At 64.5% G+C, this 22,283-nt stretch carries 19 protein-coding genes; 5 read left to right on the top strand and 14 right to left on the bottom strand.

Features of this window, described 5'->3' with window-relative positions:
- Positions 1–74 precede the first annotated feature (74 nt).
- Entirely contained in the window at positions 75–362 is a 288-nt protein-coding gene (locus tag ACVI1L_RS00245; RefSeq protein WP_229188856.1) for a c-type cytochrome, read from the top strand.
- Positions 359–1,315 carry a substrate-binding periplasmic protein gene (locus ACVI1L_RS00250; protein ID WP_057020577.1) on the top strand — a complete coding sequence of 319 codons (957 nt, stop codon included), beginning with the start codon at positions 359–361 and terminating at the stop codon, positions 1,313–1,315. The genes ACVI1L_RS00245 and ACVI1L_RS00250 overlap by 4 nt, the downstream gene beginning before the upstream one ends.
- 12 nt (positions 1,316–1,327) lie before the next feature.
- Here ACVI1L_RS00250 and ACVI1L_RS00255 read toward each other — a convergent pair whose 3' ends face one another.
- The 11 genes from ACVI1L_RS00255 to ACVI1L_RS00305 form a co-directional block, all read right to left on the bottom strand.
- On the bottom strand, positions 1,328–2,236 hold the full coding sequence (locus tag ACVI1L_RS00255; RefSeq protein ID WP_456782011.1) for a flagellin: 909 nt from the start codon (positions 2,234–2,236) through the stop codon (positions 1,328–1,330).
- Between the two features lie 16 nt (positions 2,237–2,252).
- The gene (gene flgK / locus ACVI1L_RS00260; RefSeq protein WP_456782012.1) at positions 2,253–4,028 is read right to left on the bottom strand and encodes a flagellar hook-associated protein FlgK; all 1,776 of its coding nucleotides are present in this window, start codon (positions 4,026–4,028) and stop codon (positions 2,253–2,255) included.
- A gap of 27 nt (positions 4,029–4,055) precedes the next feature.
- Entirely contained in the window at positions 4,056–4,511 is a 456-nt protein-coding gene (locus tag ACVI1L_RS00265) for a hypothetical protein (RefSeq protein ID WP_038379117.1), read from the bottom strand.
- 19 nt (positions 4,512–4,530) lie between these two features.
- Complete coding sequence (locus ACVI1L_RS00270) at positions 4,531–4,785, bottom strand: hypothetical protein (protein WP_456782013.1); 255 nt, start codon at positions 4,783–4,785, stop codon at positions 4,531–4,533.
- Positions 4,782–6,071, bottom strand: a complete 1,290-nt coding sequence (flgE, locus tag ACVI1L_RS00275; RefSeq protein ID WP_141339833.1) for a flagellar hook protein FlgE — start codon at positions 6,069–6,071, stop codon at positions 4,782–4,784. The genes ACVI1L_RS00270 and flgE overlap by 4 nt, the downstream gene beginning before the upstream one ends.
- Before the next feature lie 19 nt (positions 6,072–6,090).
- Entirely contained in the window at positions 6,091–6,750 is a 660-nt protein-coding gene (locus ACVI1L_RS00280; RefSeq protein ID WP_456782014.1) for a flagellar hook assembly protein FlgD, read from the bottom strand.
- Between the two features lie 237 nt (positions 6,751–6,987).
- Positions 6,988–7,494 (bottom strand): hypothetical protein, encoded by a 507-nt coding sequence (locus tag ACVI1L_RS00285; protein ID WP_456782015.1) that lies wholly within the window; start codon positions 7,492–7,494, stop codon positions 6,988–6,990.
- A 103-nt stretch (positions 7,495–7,597) separates the two neighbouring features.
- On the bottom strand, positions 7,598–8,041 hold the full coding sequence (locus ACVI1L_RS00290; RefSeq protein WP_456782016.1) for a flagellar export chaperone FliS: 444 nt from the start codon (positions 8,039–8,041) through the stop codon (positions 7,598–7,600).
- Positions 8,041–9,738 carry a flagellar filament capping protein FliD gene (gene fliD, locus ACVI1L_RS00295; RefSeq protein ID WP_456782017.1) on the bottom strand — a complete coding sequence of 566 codons (1,698 nt, stop codon included), beginning with the start codon at positions 9,736–9,738 and terminating at the stop codon, positions 8,041–8,043. Before fliD ends, ACVI1L_RS00290 begins: the two co-directional genes overlap by 1 nt.
- Positions 9,739–9,801: 63 nt before the next feature.
- Complete coding sequence (locus ACVI1L_RS00300; protein ID WP_028336954.1) at positions 9,802–10,626, bottom strand: flagellin; 825 nt, start codon at positions 10,624–10,626, stop codon at positions 9,802–9,804.
- Between the two features lie 139 nt (positions 10,627–10,765).
- A complete protein-coding gene (locus ACVI1L_RS00305; protein WP_456782018.1) occupies positions 10,766–11,467 on the bottom strand; it encodes an RNA polymerase sigma factor in 702 nt (233 codons plus the stop codon).
- A gap of 667 nt (positions 11,468–12,134) precedes the next feature.
- Here ACVI1L_RS00305 and ACVI1L_RS00310 point away from each other — a divergent pair.
- Genes ACVI1L_RS00310 through ACVI1L_RS00320 form a run of 3 tightly spaced genes read left to right on the top strand, consistent with a single transcriptional unit; the run spans position 12,135 to position 16,663 of the window.
- Positions 12,135–14,483, top strand: a complete 2,349-nt coding sequence (locus tag ACVI1L_RS00310; protein ID WP_456782019.1) for a hypothetical protein — start codon at positions 12,135–12,137, stop codon at positions 14,481–14,483.
- Between the two features lie 58 nt (positions 14,484–14,541).
- Positions 14,542–15,900 (top strand): hypothetical protein, encoded by a 1,359-nt coding sequence (locus ACVI1L_RS00315; RefSeq protein ID WP_168856079.1) that lies wholly within the window; start codon positions 14,542–14,544, stop codon positions 15,898–15,900.
- A gap of 40 nt (positions 15,901–15,940) precedes the next feature.
- Entirely contained in the window at positions 15,941–16,663 is a 723-nt protein-coding gene (locus ACVI1L_RS00320; protein WP_456782020.1) for a formyltransferase family protein, read from the top strand.
- Between the two features lie 9 nt (positions 16,664–16,672).
- Here ACVI1L_RS00320 and ACVI1L_RS00325 read toward each other — a convergent pair whose 3' ends face one another.
- From ACVI1L_RS00325 to ACVI1L_RS00335, 3 genes are all read right to left on the bottom strand, one after another.
- On the bottom strand, positions 16,673–16,894 hold the full coding sequence (locus ACVI1L_RS00325; RefSeq protein ID WP_168856081.1) for a hypothetical protein: 222 nt from the start codon (positions 16,892–16,894) through the stop codon (positions 16,673–16,675).
- Positions 16,895–17,258: 364 nt separating this feature from the next.
- Positions 17,259–18,713 (bottom strand): short-chain fatty acid transporter, encoded by a 1,455-nt coding sequence (locus ACVI1L_RS00330; protein WP_057020588.1) that lies wholly within the window; start codon positions 18,711–18,713, stop codon positions 17,259–17,261.
- Between the two features lie 53 nt (positions 18,714–18,766).
- Positions 18,767–22,168, bottom strand: coding sequence for a molybdopterin-dependent oxidoreductase (locus tag ACVI1L_RS00335; protein WP_456782021.1), 3,402 nt, complete (start codon positions 22,166–22,168; stop codon positions 18,767–18,769).
- Between the last annotated feature and the right edge of the window lie 115 nt (positions 22,169–22,283).

Below are 22,283 nucleotides of genomic sequence, written 5' to 3' on the forward strand. Positions count from 1 at the left end.
GATCGCACGTGAAGACAGTATCGATCTGGACGGCGGCGGTGTTCACCGCCGCCGCGATGACGGGCATCGCGACTATGACGATGCCTGCCATCGCACAGCAAGCAAATGCCGACGGCGATCAGGCCACGATCGACAAGGGCAAAGTCACGTACGCCCAGAAGTGTTCGCACTGCCATGGTCCGAACATGGTCAATTCGGGCACGGTCACGCCGGACCTTCGTACCCATCCCGATGACAAGACACGGTTCGTCACCACGGTGAAGCAGGGCAAGAACGGCAAGATGCCGCCGTGGGGCGACATCCTGAGCGACGAGGAGATATCGGATCTCTGGGCCTTCGTCGCAAGCCGGAGAAAGCCATGAGGGCCTGGACCGCGGCGCTAGCCGCCGCTCTCGGCTTCGCACTGATCTCGACGCTTGCCGGCGTGACCGCGGCACGCGCGGCCGACGAGCCGCTCCGAGTCTGTCTCGACGAGGACCTGCCGCCGTTTTCCGTGCATCATCGCGGCAAGCCCGCCTCGGGCTTCGACGTTGCGCTCGCGCAGGCAATAACCGGGCGGCTCGGCCGCAAGCTCGAGATCCAGTGGTTCGAAAGCAAGCTCGATGACACCGCAAGCCCGGCGCTCGAAGCCAATGCGCTGCTGTCGGACGGGCGCTGCTCGTTGGTCGGCGGCTACGCGCTTACCACGGACTCGCTGAAGGCGCCCGGCGTCACGACGGCCAAGCTGCCGGACTTCGACGGCGCCACCCGCGAGGATCGCCGCCGGCGGATCCCGATCGGCGTGCTGGCGCCGAGCCAGCCCTACATCTATTCGCCGATGACCGTCGTGCTCGGTCCCAAGGCCAAAGACAAGATCAAGGAGCGCAAGATCAGCGATATCGGCGATCTCGCCGGCCTTCGCCTGACGATCGAAAGCGGCACGCTGGGCGACGCCATCCTGATGACCTTCGACAAGGGAAAGCTGATCGACGACATCACGCACCTCGTTCCGGGGCGCAGCGACCTACTCGGAGAGTTGGAACGCGGCGAATTCGACGCCACATTGCTCGACCTGCGCCGCTTCGACGCCTACCGCGCTGAACATCCCGACACCAGGATCACGGCCTCGGGCTACTATTATCCGATCGGCGCCAACCGCGGTTACGTTGCGCTCGAAACCGACAAGGTCCTGCTGGAATCGGTCAACAAGGTCCTCACCGACCTGCAGGCCAAGGGCACCATCGCGGAGCTCGGCAAGGCTGCCGGCCTCACCTGGCTTCCGCCGCGCGAGCCGATCATTCTCGGCGATGTCTGGCTGAAGATTCTGAACCGGTGATGCCGGCGATAACTATCGCAAATAGCTCGCCAGATTCATGCTCTGGATCTTGGAGATCGCCGAATAGGACGCCGTCAGCTGCGCCTGATAGGTCGAAAGCTGTGCCGTCACGGCCGCGACATCGACGCTGGTGAGGTCCGTCGACAGCGTCTTCGCAAAATTCTGGTAATCGCTCTGGTTTGTGCTGGCGGTCTCGATCTGCGACGCCGCGGCCGACAACTTTGCCTGCACGGTGGATGTGGCATCCAGCGCATTGCTCGCGAGGTCGAGCGCCTGCGTGATGTCGCTCGACGACAGCGTCCTGCTGTTGCCGACGTATTTCAGCAACCGCATGACCTGCTCGAATGCTGGATTGTCGGCGGTGACGCCGTACGAGATCGACTGGCTGTCCGACACGCGCACGGACGCGATCTCGCCGTCGCCCTTGTAGTAGCTGGTGTCTGATGTCGTCAGCGATCCGGTGCCCGTCCCATAGCTCGACGGGTCCGCCGGCGCGGTGTCGGTGCGGGCGCCGCTGAAGACATATTCGCCGTCATACTGGGTGTTGAGCAGCCCCTGCATCTGCGCCATGGCCTGCTGGGCGTAGTTGATGACCGATGCCGTCGCCGTGCTGCTGCCAGTGGTGGCCGCGCTGAGCTGGGTCCGCAACTGCGTGATGATGTCGGTCACCGAGCCGACCGCCGAATACATCACCTGCACCTTGTTGTCGGCGAGTTGGCTGGCATCGATATAGGACTGCGCGCGCGTCACCGACACCTGCAAATTGATCACGCGCCCGGCGCCGGAACCATAGCCGCCGAAATCCTCGGATTGCAGCCCGGAGGACTCCTGCACCTGCTCGTTGGCCATCACCGCCTGCACCCGCAGCGCGTTCGATATCATCTGGTCCGACTGAGCAAAGGTGGCAACACGCATCATCATAACGACGGCCTCGGGCTCAGCTGGCGCTCATCGCGGTCATCAGCGCCGAGAACATGGCGTTGACGGCGGTAATGATCTGGGACGCGGCGGCGTATTTGTTCTGCAACGCACTCAGATTTGCGGATTCCTCGTCAATGTTGACGCCGGACTGCGACGACAGCGAATTCGCATAAGTCGACTGCGCGGTTTGCTTGGCGGTGTAGGCCGCCGACGCCTGGGTCGCCTTGCCGGCGACGTTGGCGACGATGGCGGCCGCGTAGTCCGTGAAAGAGCCGGTGGTCGCCCCGAGGCCGCCGGCCATGCCGAAATTGGTCGACCCCGTCAGCGCGCTCGAGAGCGCGTTCACCACCGTCGCCGAGCCCGGTGACAGCACCGAGTTTCCGGCCGTCATCGTGGACGACGCATCGAGCGTCGCCGTCGGCAGCGCCGCCGTGCCGTTGAGGATGTCGCTGCGAACGGCGATGTCGGACGCGCCGGTCCCGGTGATCAGGTCGTTGAACCCGAAGTAATCCGAAAAGCCCTCGCCCGAACTGCCGACCGAGCTCGTCATCTCGTTGATCGCAACGCCGTTGCTGGATGTGGTCGTCGAGATCGACAAGTGTCCGTTAGCATCGACCGAAGCTGACAGCCCCGAGATACCGTTGATCGCGGTGGCGAGATCACCGACCGTGGCGTAGGACGACAGATCGAGGTCCTGGTAGGACACCAGATTGCCGCTCTTGTCCGCAACGGCGATTCGCACCGTGCCGGTCGCCGAGAACGGCGTCGTGCTGCTCACAGTGGCAGTTCCGGTCAGGCTGGCCGGCGGCGGCACCGACGTGCCCTGGTTCGATACCGCGTTGACGGTCGCGGTCAGCTGCCGGGCCAGCTCGTCGAGCTGCGACTGCGCGGCCGGCAGCGTCTGGTCGCGCAGCGTGATCAGCGCGCTGACCTTGCCCGAGGAGATCTGCGAGGTGATGTCGACGCCATTGACGGTGATGCCGCTGAAACCGCTTGACGATCCCGCGCTGTACGTCGTCGACGCCGTGACGCTGGGCAGCGCCGTATAGCTCAGCGGATGCGCCGTGCTATCGACCAGCGCCTGTCCCGATCCGGTATAGACCTGCAGATCGCCGGTCGACGTGGTGAAATAGCTCACATTCATCATCGACGCGAGATCCTGCAGCGCGCTGTTGCGCTGGTCCTCCAGATCGGCCGTCGACTGCCCGGCTGCCGCCTGCTGCTTGATCTGCTTGTTGAGGTCGGAGATCTGCTGCAGGTCGGAATTGATATCGGTGACCGACGACTCGATGTCCTGGTCGGCATTGGAGCGCAGCGTCTGGATGCCGTTCGAGGTCTGCTGCAGCTGCGTCGTTATCGCCGCAAGCGCGCTGACGGCGTTCGATTGCAGCGACGCGCTGCTCGGCGTGCTCGCCAGCGACGACAACGCCGACTCGAATGCCGCGATCGTGTTGGCCAGCGAGGTGCCCGTTGTGGAGCTGTCCGAGCTCGAGGTGCTGCCATAGAGCTGCTGGAGCTCGGTCAGAAAACTGTTGGTGGTATCGGCGGCGCCGAGATCAGAATCGGCCCCGACCAGCGACTTCAGGAGCAGCTCGTCGACCGCGCTGCTGATCCCCGTGATCGTGACGCCGGTACCGACACCGGAAGTGACGCTGCTGCTCTGGTTGGCGGTCTTCGCGGTATAGCCCTTGGTGTCGGCATTGGAGATATTGGCCGAAGCTACGCTGATCTGCACCTGCGTGGCTGACAGCCCGCTGAATGCGATGCTTCGTGCGATATCGAGCGACGACACGACCAACTCCCTCCGGCGCCGGCCCGATCAGGCCCGCACGTTGGTGCCATAGGACATCGCCGGCGTGACGCGACGACCGCCGGCGCCATAAGGCGATACGTTGGCGATCTGCTCGCGGATCGCCTGCATGATCGCCTCGATCCTACGATTGCTGGCATCGATCGCAGCGCGTAGCCGCATCACATTCTCGTCCATCGCCATGCGCAGCTTCAGGATCCGGTCCATCAGCTGCTCGCGCAGCACGCGGTCCTGGACGTTGAGATTTGCCGTCTTGCCGACCGCTTCCGCCACACACTGCTCGAACAGGGTGGCAAGTCGATGCTTCTCGTCGACCTGCTTCAGCCGCGAGGCCGGCAAGCCCTTGGCGAGCTCGACATTCTCCTCGTTCACGATCGCGATCAGATTGTCGATCAGCGCGATCAACGACCTTGCGCGCTCGTCATTTCCCGCGGGATTGATCTTGATGTTGCGTTCCGGTGTCATGTCATCGCTCCCGTTCAAGCTAGTGTCCGCGACGCAGGGCGCGAACCGATTGTGCGCTGCGCCCGTACGCGGTGATTGCCGTTACCCGGACCGCGGCCCGGTTGAGTTCATGGTCGAGCCGCGCGCATTCGCGCATTAGCTGGTCCCGCAACGTTCCGACATCGTCGAGCAACGCACGAAGCTGCGCGCGATCGTTCGGCCGGACCGCAGCGGCCTTCGCCTTCAGCCGCTGAAGCCTGACCAGCAAGCGGTCATTTTGCTTTTCGGTCATCATCGCGACACCGCCGAGATCAGCGTATCGAACATCTTGTCGACTGTGGTGATCACCTGCGAGGCCGCCGAATAGGCCTGCTGCGCCGAGATCATGTTGGAGAACTGGCCGCTGGTATCGGTGGTGCTCGACTCCAGCTCGCTGCCGTAGATCGTGCCGGCGCCGTTGGTGCCCGAGGTCTGCAGCGTGGCGTTGCCGGAAGCTGCCGTCGCGGAGTACATGCCGTCGCTAGCCGCGCTCAATCCGTTGGGGTCGCTGAAGGTCGCGACCGCAATCTTGTAGATCGCGATCGTCTGCCCGTTGGAGTAGGTGGCGTCGACCACGCCCCCCTTGCCGATCGAAATGCTGCTCAGCTTGCCATAGGGCAGACCGTCCGACGTGATGCTGGTGAGATCGACGGCTGGCGTGGTCTCGCCCGATGAATACTGCGTGAGGCCGTCGGTCTTGCCGGCCGTACCGAGATTGAGCGTGATGGCCGTGCCGTTGGCGGCAGAACTGTCGGCCGCCCCATCCTTCCAACCCGTCACCGAGATGACGGGAGGGCTCGGGCTGGTCGAGGCGAGCGAGCCGTCGCTGTTGAAGGTGATATCCACCGTATCGGTGATCGCGCTGGCACTGTCTGTCGTGGAGTCCGACGCGAGCTTTGGCGTCTCGAAACTGGCCTGCCAGCTGTTGTCGGCGGTCTTTTTCCAGTCGATCTGGATCGTGCTCGCCGTGCCAAGCGAATCGTAGACCGTCATCGAGCTATTGAAGGTCGCACCGACGGCGGCATCGGCCGGCAGGTTCGCCGCGACCGTGGTTTTGGTGGTGGCGCTGCCGCTGGTGGACGCCACCTGCGTGTTGATCGGTCCGAGGCTCGCGGCAGAGGCATTGCCGACGATGTTGCCGTCAGCGTCGGTGCGCCAGCCCTCGAGGTAGTTGCCGTTGTTGACGAGATAGCCCAGATTGTCGGTGGTGAACGCGCCGTTGCGCGTATAGGAAGTGGTGCCGCCGGACGTCGCGTTGGTGGTGACGAAGAAGCCGCTGCCCTGGATCGCGACGTCGGTGGCGTTGGTGGTCGCGGACAGCAAGCCCTGCTGGGTGATGTTGGCGCGGCCGGACACCGTGACGCCGCCGGACGTGTATGAGGTGGCGCTGTTCGACGCGGTCACCAGATCCTGGAACATCGCCGACGTGGTCTTGTAGCCCGTGGTATCGGCGTTGGAAATGTTGTCGGAAATCATTGCCAGCGACTGGCTCTGCGCATTGAGCGCCGAGATCGCCGAGGAAAGAGCACCAGTGAGACTCATGATATGACTCCGGAGGCAATCAGGACGTGACGCCGATGATGTTGGCGGCGCTGACGGGGACGCCGTTCACGAGCAGCGACGGCGTCGAGCCGAAGGCATCGATGCCGGTCACCGTTCCCGTCATCGTGGTGTAGCTGAGCAGCGAGTTTCCGGCGGAGTCGGTCGCAGTCACCTGAACCGTGTACTGGCCGCCGTCCTTGAGCTGGGTGCCGTCGGAGGTCTGACCGTTCCAGGTAAAGGTGTTGGAGCCGGCGGTTCCGGTCCCCTTGCCGCTCCACACCGTGTTGCCCGAGGAGTCCTGGATCGTGATCGCGACGTTGGACGCAGCCGAGGTGAGCGAGTAGCCGAAGGTCGCCGAGCCGTTGGTCAGCTCCGCCGTGTTCGTCTTCGCCTCGACGGTGTGGCCGATATAGTTGACCGAGTTGAGCGTCACGAGGCTCGAGAACGAGCTCGCCAGCGATGTCATGCTGGCGTTGGTCGACTGCTGCTCGGTGAAGTTGGCGTAGGAGGTGAGCTGGTTGATGAAGTCGGTCGTGCTGGTGGCGTTCAGCGGATCCTGGTTTTGCAGCTCGCTGACGAGAAGGTTGAGGAAATCGGTCGAGCTCATCCCTATCGACGCGCTCGACGACGAGCTCGACGTGGTGGAGGTTGCAGCAGAGGTTGCCGAGGAGACGGTCATGACAAGGCTCTCTTCGCCGCGGGATGCGCGACGGAACGCGGTGGAACATTGGGGTCGTGATGTCGTTCGCAGATAAAACGGATGACGCGCCGATTTCAGGCGCGGATTCATCCACCCGGAATCACTTGATGAATCGGCAGAATTTGCCGTGTCCATGGCGGGTTCGCGGCTCGCAGGCGTGCGCAAGCATCTCGCCGCGAAGGCACGCGGACAGCTGCAATGGCAATGCGGAAGGTCTTAGAGCGAGAGGCTGATCGGCAGATCCGGCTCGCCGAGCATCAATGCCGGCGGCGTCAATGCGGGCAACAGGCAGAGGGCCAGCAGCAGCGCCGGCAGCACCTTGCCTTGCTGTGCGGATTGGTCCGGTGCTTGTGCATCGTTCGGCTGATCGTCAACCGAGGCCGGCCCCGAAGCGGGCTTCTGGGGCAACTTCGCCGCCGCGGTCACGATGCGGTCGGCAAGACCCTTGGGTGCGCGAACCGGCGGCGCCGCGAGCCCGCCGCGTACCGCACTCGCCTCCTCGTAGAGCGTCCGCGCCTCGGCCGAAGATGCCAGGAGCTGGACGGCGGCAAGACGTTGATCGTCGGGCCAGCGGGACAGATCCTCCCCCAGCCGGTCGATCAGGTCTTCGAATGTCGCAACGTCCATCGCGCGCGCAGATCCAGCCTCGTCGCCAAGGCTGTCATAAAGCATTCGCGGGACGGCGGAAATCAATTTCCGCCGCTGCCGCATCAGGTCCAGCATGGTGCTTGCCGCACGGCTATTTTCCCTAACCGGGAGCGCCCGCCCAGGCCCTTGCTGCGCCGGCTAAGCGCCCTCGCCGGGTGATTCGCGGCCCTCTCCGGGCTCAGCGGCCGGCGGCTGATTCGAGCGTCATGTCGAGTGCCCTGGCCTTGGCGGCCTTGCCGGCGGTCGCCTCGACGATCTTCCAGGCGTCGCGCAGTTCCGCCAGGCTCGCGATGATGCGCCGGAAATTCTCCCTGGCCTGCGGCCGGCCATAGGAGCGCAGGCACGCCATGATCAGGGCGTTATAGGTGCGGTAGAGACGATCGGCCATCGCACCGCCACGGGTGAAGTCGAGATTGTGGCTCAGCCCGCGCAGGATCGCGGTCGCCCGCGTCAGATAGATGTGCCCTTCCTCGAAGCGCTTCGTCTCGTGCGCTTCCAGCGCCTTCTGCAACAGCGTGATCGCGCCGTCGCACAGCATCACCACCGCCTTCAGCGGCGGAACCGCCACCGCTGCGGATCGATAGGCATTGTTGGCTTGGTAGGCCGTGGCATTCTGTGTCATCAGTTACTCGATGCTGCGTCTAGGAGTGCTTTCAGGTAGCCCAACGTGTTGTTCGCGCTTTCGATGGCCGCCTGGTAATTGGCGTATTGAACCTGCAGCTGAGCCTTGAACGTCGCCGCATTGCTCTGAATGTCGCTGACCTGGGACTGCAGGTCGGTGTCGCGCGACTGCAAGTTGGTGATCATGGTCTGGAGTTGACCGCTGGTTCCGGAACTGGTGTGCGCGAGCTGGTAGAGCTGCGTCGCCAAACCGGACGACGATGTCACCGTGATCGACTGCGAGGTCGAGCCCGTATAGGTGAAGGCCATACCGGCGTAGATCGTTCCTGAATTGCCGATGATGGTGTTGCCGACCACCGAAAAGCCGGAGCTGTCGCCGCCGACCGAGGCTCCGGTCAGCGTACCGGTGGAGTCCACCGTGAGGTCGAGCGTGAAGGATTGCGGCGATGTGCCGGTATTGACCACACTGAGCTGGCTGGACGAAGTGGCGGTCTGCGCCGACAGCAGCTGGGTGACGCCGGCGAGATTTTGCGTCAGCACCGTCGACAGCGTTCCGGTATCGAGCTGGAGCTCGTTGTTCTCATTGAAGGACAGGCCGAGATCGGCCATCGTCATGCCGCCGACCGTCCCGCTGAGCACCTGCTGCAGCTGGGTCATGAGATCGCGCATCGTGCTGTCGCCGAACAGCACCGCGCTCGACGCGGCCGTGCCGTCGGAATTCTGCGCCGACTGCGCGATCACCTGGTCGCGAAATGCGTTGTAGTTGGTGACGAAGGTCTGCAGCGCTGACGTGATCTGGCTGGTGTCGGTCTCGATGCTGATGTTGAGGCTGGTGCCGCTCGGCGTCGGCTGCAGCAGGTCGAACGTGACACCGGACAGGACGTCGGAAATGTCGTTGGTGTTACGCGTGAGCGCGATGCCGTCGAGGGTGAACTCCGCGGACTGCGACTTCTGCAGCACGTCGGTGAACGCCCCGGACGTGTCGGTGACGCCGAGCTTGTTCAGGATGTCATCGCCCGACGTCGACGAATAGGCGATGTCAGCGGCGTCCTGCGTCCCCGTCAGCACCATCTCGTAGGACCCGCTCGACACCTGGACGATGGAGGCCTGGACATTGGTGGTCGAGGTCTGGGCGTTGATGGTGTCGACGATATCCTGCATCGACATGCCGCTGGTGATCGAGATCGCCGTGCCGGTGCCGCCGGACAGGCCGAGCGAGAAAGTGCCGGAGAGGCCTAGCGCCGTCGAGCTGCTCGGCTGCGAGGAGCCGATCACCTTCTGCGCGGTCGCGAGCTGGGTGATCTGAAGCGTGTGATCGCCGGTCGCCGAGCCGCTGTTGACGCTCATGTTCAGTGCCGACGAGGCGCTGACGTCACCGGTGGACGAGATCGTCGCCGCCCGGGTGGCGAACGCGTTGGTGGCGATCGAATTGATGATCGAGGTGCTGAGCGACGACAACCCGGTTGCCAGCGTCGACAGCTCGGTCTGCAGCGATTGATAGGCCGTGATCTTGGCCTGGTTCGCGGTGATCGTCGTGGTGATCGAGGTCGCCGCTGCGAGCTTGGCATTGACCTCGGCCTCGATCAGGGCATCCCAATCGATGCTGGTCGAATTGGTCGTGCCGGTCGTTGTCACCGTGCTGGCAGAACTGGTCGACGTCGTGTTTGATGTGCTCGAGGTGGCGCTGCTAACCGTCATGTCGACACTTCCGCCGCGATAGGAACCGGGCCGGCATCATGCCGGCCCGATCGATCTTTCGAATTAGCCGAGCAGCTTCAGCAGGTACTGCGGCATCTGGTTCGCCGCGGTTTCAGCGGAGACCGCGGCCTGGGTCTTCACCTCGGCCGAAGACAGCGTCGCCTGCTCGGAAGCGATATCGACGTCTTTGATCGCCGAGTTGGCCGACTGCAGGTTCTGGGTCTGGGTCGAGATCGAGTCGGCGCTGAAGTTGAAGCGGGATTCCTGAGCACCGATCTCGGCGCGTGCGGACGAAACCTTATCGATCGCGGTGTCGAGAGCCGTCATCGCGCTGGTGGCGCTCGACAGGCTGGACACATCGAGCGACGTCACGGACAGCGACGAGGCCGTGAGGCTCGTCAGCGTGATCGTGATGGTGTCGGCCGAGGTCGAACCGACCAGCACCGAGACGCCCGAGGAGAACACGCTCGAACCGTCGAGCAAGCTCTGGCTGCTGTAGCGGGTTCCGCTGGCGATCGAGTCGATTTCGCCCTTGAGCTGCGTGAATTCCGAGTTGATGTAGGCGCGGCTGGAATCGGCCACGGTGCCCGAGGCGGACTCGGAAGCCAGCGACTTCATGCGGGCTAGGATATCCGAGATGTTGGAGGCGCCGCCGTCGGCGGTCTGCAGGATCGAGGTCGCCTGCGCCGCGTTGGTGGCGGCCTGCTGCAGCGTCGTGATGTCGGAGGAGATGCGGGTCGAGATCGCAAGACCGGCCGCGTCGTCGGAAGCCGAGGTGATGCGCGAGCCGCTCGACAGCTTCGACAGCGCGCTGGTTTCCTGCTGCGAGTTGATGTTGAGGTAACGGACCGCGGAGTTCGCGGCGGTGTTGGTGGAGATTGCCGGCATGAGTAGCTCCTGTGCTGATGGGGCATGGCATGCCGCATCGTGAAAAAGAGAGGTGACGCGGATCCAGCCCCCGTCCGCCGATCAAACGGGCCGGCCGCCGGTGGTCAGGCGCAAAATCTTCAGAAGCTGGAATTTATGGTTAGCAGTCGGTAAAAGCGCCGCGCAGGTCGCGCTCGTGCCGCTTCAGCATCTCGCGCAGCTGCTGCCGTCCTCGCTTCAACAGCGACTCCACCGCGGCCACGGTCGTGTCCATGACCTCGGCGATCTCGCCGTTGCTCATGTTCTCGTGATACGACAGGATCACTGCGACGCGCTGCTGCTCGGGCAGGCGCTGCATCGCGACCTCCAGCAGATTGCCGATCTCGTTGCGCTCGATCACGGCGGAGGCATCGAGCTGGGTGTCTGCGACCTCGGGCACGACATCGACATTCTCGGTGCGCGGCTTGCGGCGCAGATCGATGCAGCGGTTGCTGACGACGCGATAGAGCCAGGTCGAGAACTTTGCGCGGCCATGCTGCCAGCGGCCGCGATGGGTCCACACTTTCAGCATCGTGTCCTGCACGACGTCTTCGGCGTCGGCGGCGTTGCCGACGATGCGCAGCGCGATCGCGTAGGCGCGATCGACGTGGCGTTCGACCAGAGCACGAAATGCCGTCTCGTCGCCGGCGGCGAGACGGTCGAGCAAGTCATTGTCTTCGTCGTGGATCTCGACGGTGTCGAGCGGGCCCGCATCGGCAACGGTGGGGACGTTGCTCCACGGAGCAGCCGCTTCGGCCGGTGCAACCGCGGCCGGCGTGGCCTCCACTTCGGCCGGTGCCCTCATATCAAGCGCGTAACTCATCCGCCGCTCTCCAACCAACGCCGCTGGCACACATTCCATGCGGCTTCTGAGCGTTGAACGGAGGGGTCCAGCAAACCAGGCGAACTTTTTTCGTTATTTTTCAAACGCTTAGCTGGATGTTTTTGCCGACCGCCCGGCAAAAGCTGCCGCTGCGCGTAGGCGCAGGGAAAAATGCGACGGAGTTTGGAGCAGTCGTTCAGCATCGCCTCGCATTTCCGCGGAAGAGATCGTCGCGTCGGAAAACGCTGTTGTCACACCAACTAACGCCACGCGAACCCATGCATGCGCCGAGCATGCGAGTGACTCACCGCCGTTGGTCGCCATCTTGCATTCGACGATTGCGACTAGGCAATTTTTTCCGAATCACTGTTTCGACGTTATCGGATTTTTTGAATCTGTCAGTCGCGAAGCGCGCGTTTTCGAATCCCGCATCAACTTTTTTGAACTGTCGCGCCTGATTTGTCTCACGCGCGCGTTCAACGCATGAGGACTGGCGGGAATTTTGCGCATGACAATCATGACGGTCGACGCGACGCGTCGAGCGCAGAATGTTTCTGCATGTTCATTCGATGTTTTCGATACATTTCTGTTGCGCGCCTGCACGACGGCGGATGGCGTATTTGAAAGGGTTTTTCAGCGTTCCTGCATTGCTGAAAAATTTCCGAACATGTCCGCCAGTTTCGTTCAGCATCGAATCCAGGCGGAGGCGCGGGCGCGCAAGGTAGCGCTAGAGCGGCGCGGCTCAACTGAAGTGCACATCGCCGACATCTACAAATACTTTCCGTTCAGGCTGTTCGGTCTGAGCCGCGATGCGTTGCAGGATCTTGCGCAGATCGAGTTCGAGACCGAACTCGAGCTGTGCCGCGTCAATCCCGAAATGCTCAAGCAATATCTGGACATGAAGCGCGGCGGCTTTCGCGTCGGCTTCATTTCCGACACCTACTGGAGCACCGACCAACTCGCGCAGCTGCTGCGTTCCTGCAGTCCCGGGCTGAGCTGGGATTTCCTTTATGCGTCCTGCGATCACGGCAGCAGCAAGAGCGAGGCGCTGTTTGAGGCCTATCTCGCCGAGCAAGGCATCGACGCGGCAAGCTCGTTCCATGTCGGCGACAACCACACCGCCGATATCAAGGGCGCGCGCCGTCACGGCATCCGTCCGCGCTACTACCCGCAGGCCGGCGCGGCGCTGGCTTCCAAGTTTCAACGCGAGACATCGATCTTTGAATTGCTGTGCCCCGATCAGCCGTCGCGGCTCGACTGCGGCGCCCGCACGCTGCGGCGCGCGGTGACGGCGAAGAGCGCGGAGCATTCTCCCGCCTTCAACCTCGGCGTGACCGTGCTCGGCCCCGTGATGGCGGCGTTCGACGCATTCATTTCTGCGCGGCGCAGCACGCTTGCTCGCGAGGGCGCGCGCGTTGCGGTCGGATTCCTCGGCCGCGACGGCCTGCTGCCGCATCGCGTCTGGCAGGCAAACCACGGCGAGACCGGCGCCTATATCGAGATCAATCGTCGCGTCAGCCTGGTCGGGTCTGCCGATACGCTCGAACCACTCTGTGAGCTGCTGGGCCGGGTCGTCAAGATCGACGCGGCGACCTTTATCGACATCGTCAAGGTGCAGCCGCCCGCCGTGATGAAGTTCTTCGCGCAGTATCCCGACGGCATTGCCAGCGGCCGCGAACTCGCCGACGCCCTGCCCGATCTGATGGACCCGCGCGAGATCACCGATATCGCTGCCGGTGTCCGGACCCGTTTGCTGACCTATCTTCGCGCGCATATCCGGGATTTCGATGGCTGCACCGATCTGATCCTGGTCGACCTCGGCTATTCCGCAAGCGTGCAGAAGTCGTTGCGGCGAATTTTCGATCGCGAGGGCATCCGCATCCGCCTGCACGGCGCCTATCTGCTGACGCTTGACGATGCCTTCGACGGCATCTCCGATGACGACACCGCGGAGGGCCTGGTCTCTGATCGCGTCGTCACGCCGCACGTCAAGCGCGTGCTGATCCGCAACGTCGCCTTGCTGGAGCAGCTGTGCTGTTCGACCGAAGGATCGGCGCGGGACTATCGCGACGATGAGGTATTGCGCGAGGGTGATCAGCGCCCGGCCGCCCAGCTGGCGCTGGCGACCGAGGTGCAATCCGGAACGCTGGCCTATGTTTCGCGCGCCCGCGAGCTGGCACCACGCTACGGATTGCAGCCCGATGCCGCCCCCGCGGTCGCGGCGCGCTGGACCGCCGCCGTGCTCGGCCGCCTCCTGCTGCTGCCGGACGATGATGAGCTCGCGCTGCTCGGCGGCATCAAGCATGACGTTAATCTCGGCACCCCGGCGCTGGCGCCATTGCTCGATGCCGACTTCGTCAATGATAGCATCATCGCCCGCGGCCTCATGACCGCCTGCACGGCTCCGGCGCCCCCGATGTGGCTGGCGGGCAGCTTTGCCGCCCTGTCGCCGTCCCATGCCTATCTCTACACGCTGTTCGGCGCCAGTCGCCTGCCCGCGAATGTGTTCGGCGAAGCACTGTGCGGGACGCTGCAGGTCGGTCTGTTCGAGCGGAACGGCCAGGCGTCGCTGGAGGCGATCAGCGTCTATCACAGCGGGCTCGGCGATCTTCGCCTGCGGATCCCGCTGTCGCGCCGGATGGCAATCGCGACTATCGTGCTGCCGCTGGCCAAGCTCACCCGCGACGGGATGCTCCACGGCATCACGGTCCAATATGGCGAGAGCGCCGCGAAAGCCGCCGAGGGTTCGAACGTGACAGCGATCGCCGAGGGACGGCTCATCGATGTCGGCCTCGAACGGCGCGGCCGTCACTTCCGCGCCACCAGTGACGACGGCATGCTGCTCATCCCCGTCGACGGCTTCGAAGACGACGTCGCCATCTACACGGTCGCGCTGACTGCCCTCGACCATGACCGCATCCTTGCGGTCGCGGACCGCGACGGCAACGGCGCCGCTTCGGCCACACTGACCTGGCGCAGCGCCAGAGGCATGCCGACAACGAACAACGACAGCTGATTTGTCCGCCTGATCCGGCCGCCCCGCACGTAGAAGGTTAACGAGGGGTAGTGCGGGCATGATGTCTGTTGACACGGCGCAAGCGGACGGCTTGCAGACGAATTTCGACCAATTGCTGGCGGCGAACGGCATCCGGATGAGCGCGGCGCAGCGCCGGCGGCTCGCATGGTTGTCGGAGCGGCTCGGACCCGCGGTCGTCCATCAGGCCGGCTCGGCGCCGGCGAGGGACCATGGCGTCATCATCCTCGTCGAGCCGCCGAGCGGCCCCGCCGCCGAGATGCTTTACCGGTCGCTTCGCACCGACTGCGCGGTCGTCGTCCCCTTCGGCGAGAATCCCGCCTTCGACTTCCTGAAATCCAAGTTGACCGACTTCGGAACAATCGGGCCGAGCTTCGATGGCCCGCATGAGATGTGGTGGGGCGGCCTCAATTGGCGCCCGATCGCGCCCGAGCAAGGCTCAAGGTCCGAGGCATCGCTGCGCGTGGTCTCCTGCTATCCCCGCGCTTGCGGCGACGACCATGCCCGCGCTCTCCGCGACAAGCTGGCCGAATTTCGGATCCCCTGCGATATCGCACCGATCGACACCGCAGACGGCGAGCACATGCGCGCAGCCGAGAAATCCGCCTTCTTGCTGCGGATGTGGGAGCAGCATCGCGAGCCGCTGCTGTTCATCGAGGCCGACGCAGTCCTCAGCGAGCCGCCAATGCTGCCGTCGTCCCTCGCATGCGACATCGCGCTTCACAAATGGAACCGGTGGGAAATGTCGGCGCGCACCCTCTATCTCGCCCGTTCGCCTGCCGCCGAAGCGGTGCTGCGCAACTGGCATCACATCGCGAGCGCCTATCCCGCGGTCTGGGAAGGCTATCTGCTCGACCAGGCCTGGAGCCTGACATCGTCACAGATGGCGCTCGACACCGTCTGGCTGCCGCGCTCATATCACGCTCCGGCCGAAGACGCCGGCACGCCCCGCCACACCACGGTCGTTCACGACCTGCCCACCGACAGCAGCGATCTTGGACCGGATGCCGAATTCGGCGTCGCGATGCGGGCCGCGCGGCGCGCCAGCCGCAGCGGCGGCCGTGACGCCATGATCGTGATCCGGTCGCAGGCGGCTTCAAATGATGCGATCACCGTGATCATGCGCGATATCGCGACCAGCGACGCGCGCGAAATGGCTGCCAGCATCGAGGCGGTCACCGGCGCGTTCGCGGCCGATTGCGGCGGGTTCGGCCGGCTCGAGCTCGCACTCTGCCCCTGGCAGGACGATATCCGCGCGGCGAAATCGGCCGCGAAAAGCGCAAACAACCGCATCATCGAGATCGCGCCGTGGCAGACGTTGCCGGCCGACCTGTTCCGCACCGTGGGCCAATCCCGCGATGCCGGGAGCGTCGTCGTGATGGCCGGGCAGCGCGGCTGATGAACGCCGGAAAGACGGAGCAAGGGAAGGACATCGACACGTGAAGACAATCATCCTTCTTACCGGCGTCGCGAACCAGCAATTCGCGCTTACCGAGCTGTTGAAGGCACACAATCCGGCGCTGTCATTCCGCTGCGCGGTAACGGCCGACGAGCTCGCCGCGATCGAGCCGGAGGTCTTGCGCGAGGCCCGGCTGCTGGCCTTCACCACCAGCGTCATCGTGCCGGAGCACATTCTGGCGACGCTCGGCCATGGCGCCTACAATTTCCATCCCGGCCCGCCGCAATATCCCGGCTGGGCGCCGGCGCATTTCGCGCTCTATGACGGTGCCCGCACCTTCGGCGCGACGGCCCATGTGATGGCCGCGCGCGTCGATTCCGGCCCGATCGTCGGGGTCGAGACCTTCATCATTCCCGACAAGATCAGCGTGCGCGGGCTCGAACAGATCGCCTATGTGCGGCTTGCCCATCTGTTCTGGCGGATGTCGCGCGATCTCGGCTGCAATCCCATGCCGCTGGCGGAACTGGAGATCGCCTGGTGCGGAATCAAGAGCACGCGGCGGATGTACCGCGAGATGTGCGAGCTTCCCGCCGGCATCAGCGCCGGCGAGCTGGCGCGCCGGATCCGCGCCTTCCACGACGACTTTCGCGACATCCCGCTGACCTGCTCGCTGCACGGCATCCGCTTCCAGCTGGCAACGACTACCACGCAGGCGCTCGGGGCGCCGCAGGTGGTCTCGCCGCCGCTCGCCGCGGCCTCCTGAGACACGGCCTCAACCGCGCGTCGCACGGCCCCGAACCTCGCGGCGCTGCTGCAAGTGCGCCCTCACAGCACGCTCCGCGGCGCGCGCGGAGCCGAAATAGCCGCCGTCGAGGACGTCAAAGGCGCGGTCGGAGGAGAAGAAGCAGAAGCCGCGGCTATCGCTGACGACGATGCCAGCGGTGCGATCCGATACTTCGATGACATAGGCTTGGGACATTTGGGTTTGGGACATGCGTGTTCGATCGCCGAATGACGGCGCTCCAGTCAGATTGTCGGATGCTTTGGATTTGTCGAAGCGATCAACAACAACAGACGCCGGTCGCCGCTGAGACGCAGCGATGCTGCATGCGGCTTCGCATGTCGCACATCAAGCTGCGGTGGTCATGTCTCATTGCGGGGGCCTTGGACGACACGGATATCGCGCATCAATATCCGGCCGAACCGCGCGGCGGTCAATGAAATGGCTGACCAAAGATAAGAGCCCGGCGCGACGCCTCATTCACGGCCAGCGGAAAAACAGCACAGTTTTGGTGGTGACGGTCATGGAGCGCTGAATTGGCCGGACACCGTGCATCCCGGTGCCCGGCCATGGTCGCTCAGGGCAGGATCGGCGGGTGATAGGTGAAGGTCGCCATCAGGATCGCCGCCAGCAGCATCACGATCGGGAAATGGATGAAGAACTGCACCGAGGTGTAGCCGATCAGGTCCTTCGACTTCAAGCCGAGGATGCCGAGCAGCGGCAGCATCCAGAATGGGTTGATGAAGTTCGGCAGCGTCTCGGCGATGTTGTAGACCATCACCGTCCAGCCGAGATGCGCGCCGATGTCGTTGGCCGCCTTCATGATGTAGGGCGCCTCGATGATCCACTTTCCGCCGGCCGATGGCACGAAGAAGCCGAGCAGCGCCGAATAGATTCCGACCAGGAACGAAAACACGGTGGAATTGCTGGAGGCACCGACGAACCAGTGTGCGATCGTGTCCGACAGCGTCGTGCCGCTGCTGTTCGGGACCTTGGTCAGGATCTGCGCAATACCGGCGTAGAACGGAAACTGCAACAGCACGCCGGAGACACTCGGCATCGCCTTCGAGAACGACTCGATGAGGCTGCGCGGTCGCCAGTGCAGCACGATGCCGAGGATGAGAAAGACGAAATTATAGGTGTTGAGGCCCGACAGCGTGATCAACGGATTGCCCGACTGGAATGTCTGCCACAACCAGCCGGCGGCAAGCACGGCGATCAGGATCGTCAGCAGCGGGCTGAACTCGAGCCAGTCGCCCGGACGCGCCGGCTTCCTGGCCTCGATGCGATCATCGCCGAGCGCTACGCCGAGGTCTTCTGCCGTCCTGGCCTGATCGGGCGCCGGCGTCGTGAAATAGCAGATCGCCGCGGACACGACGGTCACCATCACGACGGTGACCATATTCTGCCAAGTCAAGATGGTTTCGGAGAAACCGATCACGCCGGTGATCGGCAGGAGCGACGCCGGAATGCTGCCGGCATTGGCCTGCAGCTGCGCGGCCGAGGAGGTGATGCCGAGGGTGAAGCCGCAGCCGAGCCCGAGATAGCCGGCGGCGCCGGCCGCCCGGTAGTCGAGCCTGATGTCGGTGCGCCGTGCGATCTCGCGCACCAGAAGGCCGGAGAAGATCAGGCTCAGGCCCCAGTTCAGCAGCGACAGGAAGATGCTGAGCACACCGACAAAGACCACGGCGCCGCGCCCGGTCTTCGGCACGCTGGCGAGCCGCGCCAGCACGGCCGCCACCGGCGGCGACATCGCCACGACATAGCCGCCGATCGCGACCAGCGCCATCTGCATCGTGAAGGGAATCAGGTTCCAGAACCCGTCACCAAACGCGCGGCTGACGGCGAGCGGCGAACCGCCATGCAGGATCGCGCCGATTGCGACCGCAATCACCGCGATCAGGACGAAGACGTAGGCATCCGGAAACCAGCGCTCCGCGAATGCCACCAGGGCTTGCGAAAATTGCGCGATGACGTTGTCCGCGACAGGTTTTCGTAAGCTCACGGTTTGATCGTGCGTTGCATTCGTCATCAATCTGATCCCCTTCCGGTAATTCGGTTACTGCCTTCAATCGGGTTTCGTCATCAAAGCGCGAGCGTGAGATCGGTCAGCGGCACGGCCTGGCAGGCAAGGCACTGTCCCTCACTGCCATCGACAGCGCCGAGATGGGTGAACTCGCCATCGACGACCTGAACCGCGCAGCTTTCGCATTGCCCGACACGGCAGCCGCTCGGCAGCGCGACGCCCGCCGCACCCGCCGCATCAAGCAGCGTCCCCTGCTCCGGCCCCCAGGAAAAACTCTGCTTGCTGCCCGCAAGCCGGACGGTGCGCGGCGCAAGATTGCTCGGTACCGACGGCGGCGACACGAAGCTTTCGGCGAAAATGTCGAAGCGCGGCACGCCAAGCGCCGTCACGGCCTCGATCTGTGCCGCAACGAATTCCGGCGAGCCGCAGATGTAGACCAGCGGCCGGCGCGGCAACAGCGGCTTGACCTGTCCGAGATCAACCCTCCCCTTGCGCAACGCATGCGAGTCGATCGGGTCCTGCGCGAACTGCGCGGAATAGAACGTCACACGCTTCAGCCCCGGAATACCGGCTTCCAGCTCCGCAAGCCGCTCGGCAAACGGATGCTCCCGACTGCTGCGGCAGCCGTGGAGCAGCAAGATTTCGCCAACGCGATCTCGTGGTGCGATCCGTTGCAGCGTTTCGAGATGGCTGATGAACGGCGTGATGCCGATGCCGGCGGCGAGGAAGATCAGCGGCCGCTGCCCCTTCAATGGCGGCGTGAAGATGCCGCCCGGCGGCTCCAGCACGACCTCGTCTCCGACGGCAAGATGGTGCAGACGATCCGGCATGAAGAACGGCGCATCGCCACTCGGCGCCTCATTGAAGAAGCGCCCCTTCACCGCTATCGAGAGCACATCCGGCCGATCGCCCGATCCGGTCAGCGAATAGGCCCGTGCCTGCGTTGCGCCGGGCAGCGAGACCATCACGTGCTGGCCCGGCAGGAAGTCGGGCAGCGGACCATCGTCAAGCGGCAGCAGGTTGAGCGCGATGACATTATCCGCCTCGGCGCGACGCGCGCCGACCGTGAAACGCCGCTGACCGCTCCACAGGCCGCGACTGGCGACGCCGTCGCGCCTGATATCGCAGACGATCGCGCGCAGCGGGACGGAGCCGCTGACCGGATCGCGCGCATCGTCATGCAGCACGGCGTTGATGTTGCGGGTGTGGATGCCTGCCGTCGCGGAACGCTCGCGGCCGAGCGGCGGACAGTCTTCCCACCAGCCGAATTCGGCGACGACGACGCGATCGTCGAGCGCCGCATTGATGCGTACCTTCAGGCGCACGGCACCGCCATGCGTCTCCACCACGGCCCAGTCGCCTTCGGCAAGGCCACGCCGCTTGGCGAGCTGCGGATTGATCTCGACGGCCGGATCGGGCGACTTGCGCCGCAGCGAGGCGACGTGCCGATAAGAGGAGTGAACGAACCAGCCGCTCTTGGCGGTGGAGAGCGCGAGCGGAAAGCGTGCGTCCGGCGCTGCCGCGAGCGGGCTGCCGACCGGCTCGACGTGGTCGGGCAAGGGATCATACCCGTGCCCCAGCATCAGCTCGGAATAAAGCTCGACGCGGCGCGTCGGCGTTGAGAATCCGGCAACCGTTCGGTTCTCGCGCGCCACGGCGTATTTTTCGTCGCGGAAGACTTGCGGGAAACGGCGTCCTTCCGGATGGTCGCGCAGATCCTCGACACCGATGCCGAGCGGCGCCAGCTGATAGTTCCACCCGGCCTTGATGTCGCCGCCGAAGAACAAGTCGCCCATCCCGAGCTTGAGCGCGAGCGCGGCGGCGATCTCGTAATCGGCCTTCACCTCACCGACCGGCTCGACCATGCGCGGGCGAAACTGCACGGTCTCGACAGCTTCCTGCGTGATCTCAAATCCGATCTTGAGCGCATCGCGCTCCCACGGCGTGCTGGCCGGCAGCACGAAATCGGCGCTCTCCGCGGTCGGGTTCATGAACATGTCGATATGAACCTGGAATTCCAGCGCGTTCAGCGCGGCGCGGTTGCGCTCGGAATGGCCCTGCGAGACGACGAAGTTGGTGCCGAAGGCGACCAGCGCGCGCACCCGGTAGGGCTCGCCGTCAAGCACGGCCCGGCTGAAGTCGCGCGCCGTGATCCAGCCCTTGGCCGGCGGGCCGAGCGGCAGCTCAGTAATGCCCAGCGCCTTAGCCTGCTGCTCCGGCGACAGAATGTTGTAGTCGTTGAGGGCACGGGTCGGCGGCGGCACCGGCCAGCGATTGCCGCCGGGCCGATCGCAAGCGCCGGTCAGCGCATACAACGTTGCAATCGTGCGCTCGATCGCGGTCGCGTTGGTGTGCTGGCCGACGCCGGTCCAGGAATGGTAGGCGAGCCGCGGCCGGCGAGCGAGCAGCGTGTTGAACGCGTCGACGTCCTCGACAGGAAGCCAGGTCAGCTCCGCGACGCGCGCCGGCGTGTATGGCGCAGCTCGCTCGACGAGCAGTTCGAACGCGGTAGCCGCCGCTATCAGCCGGCCGTCGCGTGTGCGGACCTGCAGCGCGCCACGCAGCTGGCCACAGCTCTCCGGCGCGTAGCGGGTGTCGCAAGGCACGGGCGCGCCCGACGCATCGAGACGAACGAAAGCCTCCGGCGCGCCATCCGGCCACAATGCGTCGGCGCGCAGGAAGCGTCCCGTCGCACGATCGACCAGCAGCGATCCATTGGTCCATGCGTTGACGAAATCCGCATCGAAGCCGCCGGTCGCGATGAGGTGACGGATCGCCCCCATCGCGAGCGCGCCATCGGCGCCCGGGCGAATGCGCAGCCACAGATCGGCCTGCTGCCCCGAGCCGTTCGGCTTGGGATCGATCACCACGACCTTGGCGCCGCGCCGCCGCGCATCGGCGATCCGCGTTGCCTGGGCAAGCCAGGTCCGCGCCGGATTGTGGCCCCACAGGATAATCGCATCGGCATTGTCGTAATCGGGAAAGCCGATGCCGCGGCCGAAGGTCAGCGCGTGCGCATAGTCCTTGTGCCAGCCGCAGATCTCGACCGCATAGATCAGATTGGGGCTGCCGAAGCCGCGGATGAAGCGCTCGACCCACTCGAAACTGTCGACCATCGGCGTGCCGCTCGGCGTGGTAACGCCGAACGCCACCGCTTCGGCGCCGCTCTCGGCGCGGATCGCACCGAGCTTCTCGGCGATCTCGGTCAACGCCTCGTCCCACGACACCTCGACCCAGCCCGGATCGGCAGCACCGCGCGGCTGGGTCCGCTTGAGCGGGACGGTCAGCCGGCGCGGGCTGGCGACGATTTCTGGGGCCGCGCGGCCCTTGGCGCATAGGGCGCCGCCGGTCGGGTGGTTATTTAATACCTCTACACCGACAAGACGCCCATCCTCGACTACGGTGACGGCACCGCAGCGCGAGCGACAAAGCGTGCAATAGCCGGGTAGCCGCTGTTTCACCGCCGTCTCACTATCCGATCGCCCCTTGGACGCATTTTTGTAATGCGTTACACATTTACGTCATACGCTACCGGCGGCGTCAAGGCTAAGTAATAATCAGCGACGAATCGGAGTT

Source organism: Bradyrhizobium sp. USDA 4516, from assembly GCF_054055915.1.

Excerpts from the sequence above, each read along its gene's own strand:
- fliD (WP_456782017.1), bottom strand. The coding sequence starts at position 9,738 with ATGACGGTTAGCAGCGCCACCTCGAGCACATCAAACACGACGTCGACC.
- ACVI1L_RS00285 (WP_456782015.1), bottom strand. The coding sequence starts at position 7,494 with ATGCTGGACCTGATGCGGCAGCGGCGGAAATTGATTTCCGCCGTCCCG.
- ACVI1L_RS00250 (WP_057020577.1), top strand. The coding sequence starts at position 359 with ATGAGGGCCTGGACCGCGGCGCTAGCCGCCGCTCTCGGCTTCGCACTG.
- ACVI1L_RS00300 (WP_028336954.1), bottom strand. The coding sequence starts at position 10,626 with ATGCCGGCAATCTCCACCAACACCGCCGCGAACTCCGCGGTCCGTTAC.
- ACVI1L_RS00280 (WP_456782014.1), bottom strand. The coding sequence starts at position 6,750 with ATGACCGTCTCCTCGGCAACCTCTGCTGCAACCTCCACCACGTCGAGC.
- ACVI1L_RS00330 (WP_057020588.1), bottom strand. The coding sequence starts at position 18,713 with ATGACGAATGCAACGCACGATCAAACCGTGAGCTTACGAAAACCTGTC.
- ACVI1L_RS00245 (WP_229188856.1), top strand. The coding sequence starts at position 75 with ATGACGATGCCTGCCATCGCACAGCAAGCAAATGCCGACGGCGATCAG.
- ACVI1L_RS00305 (WP_456782018.1), bottom strand. The coding sequence starts at position 11,467 with ATGAGTTACGCGCTTGATATGAGGGCACCGGCCGAAGTGGAGGCCACG.
- ACVI1L_RS00290 (WP_456782016.1), bottom strand. The coding sequence starts at position 8,041 with ATGACACAGAATGCCACGGCCTACCAAGCCAACAATGCCTATCGATCC.
- ACVI1L_RS00310 (WP_456782019.1), top strand. The coding sequence starts at position 12,135 with ATGTCCGCCAGTTTCGTTCAGCATCGAATCCAGGCGGAGGCGCGGGCG.
- ACVI1L_RS00325 (WP_168856081.1), bottom strand. The coding sequence starts at position 16,894 with ATGTCCCAAACCCAAATGTCCCAAGCCTATGTCATCGAAGTATCGGAT.
- ACVI1L_RS00315 (WP_168856079.1), top strand. The coding sequence starts at position 14,542 with ATGATGTCTGTTGACACGGCGCAAGCGGACGGCTTGCAGACGAATTTC.
- ACVI1L_RS00270 (WP_456782013.1), bottom strand. The coding sequence starts at position 4,785 with ATGATGACCGAAAAGCAAAATGACCGCTTGCTGGTCAGGCTTCAGCGG.
- flgE (WP_141339833.1), bottom strand. The coding sequence starts at position 6,071 with ATGAGTCTCACTGGTGCTCTTTCCTCGGCGATCTCGGCGCTCAATGCG.
- ACVI1L_RS00265 (WP_038379117.1), bottom strand. The coding sequence starts at position 4,511 with ATGACACCGGAACGCAACATCAAGATCAATCCCGCGGGAAATGACGAG.
- ACVI1L_RS00255 (WP_456782011.1), bottom strand. The coding sequence starts at position 2,236 with ATGATGATGCGTGTTGCCACCTTTGCTCAGTCGGACCAGATGATATCG.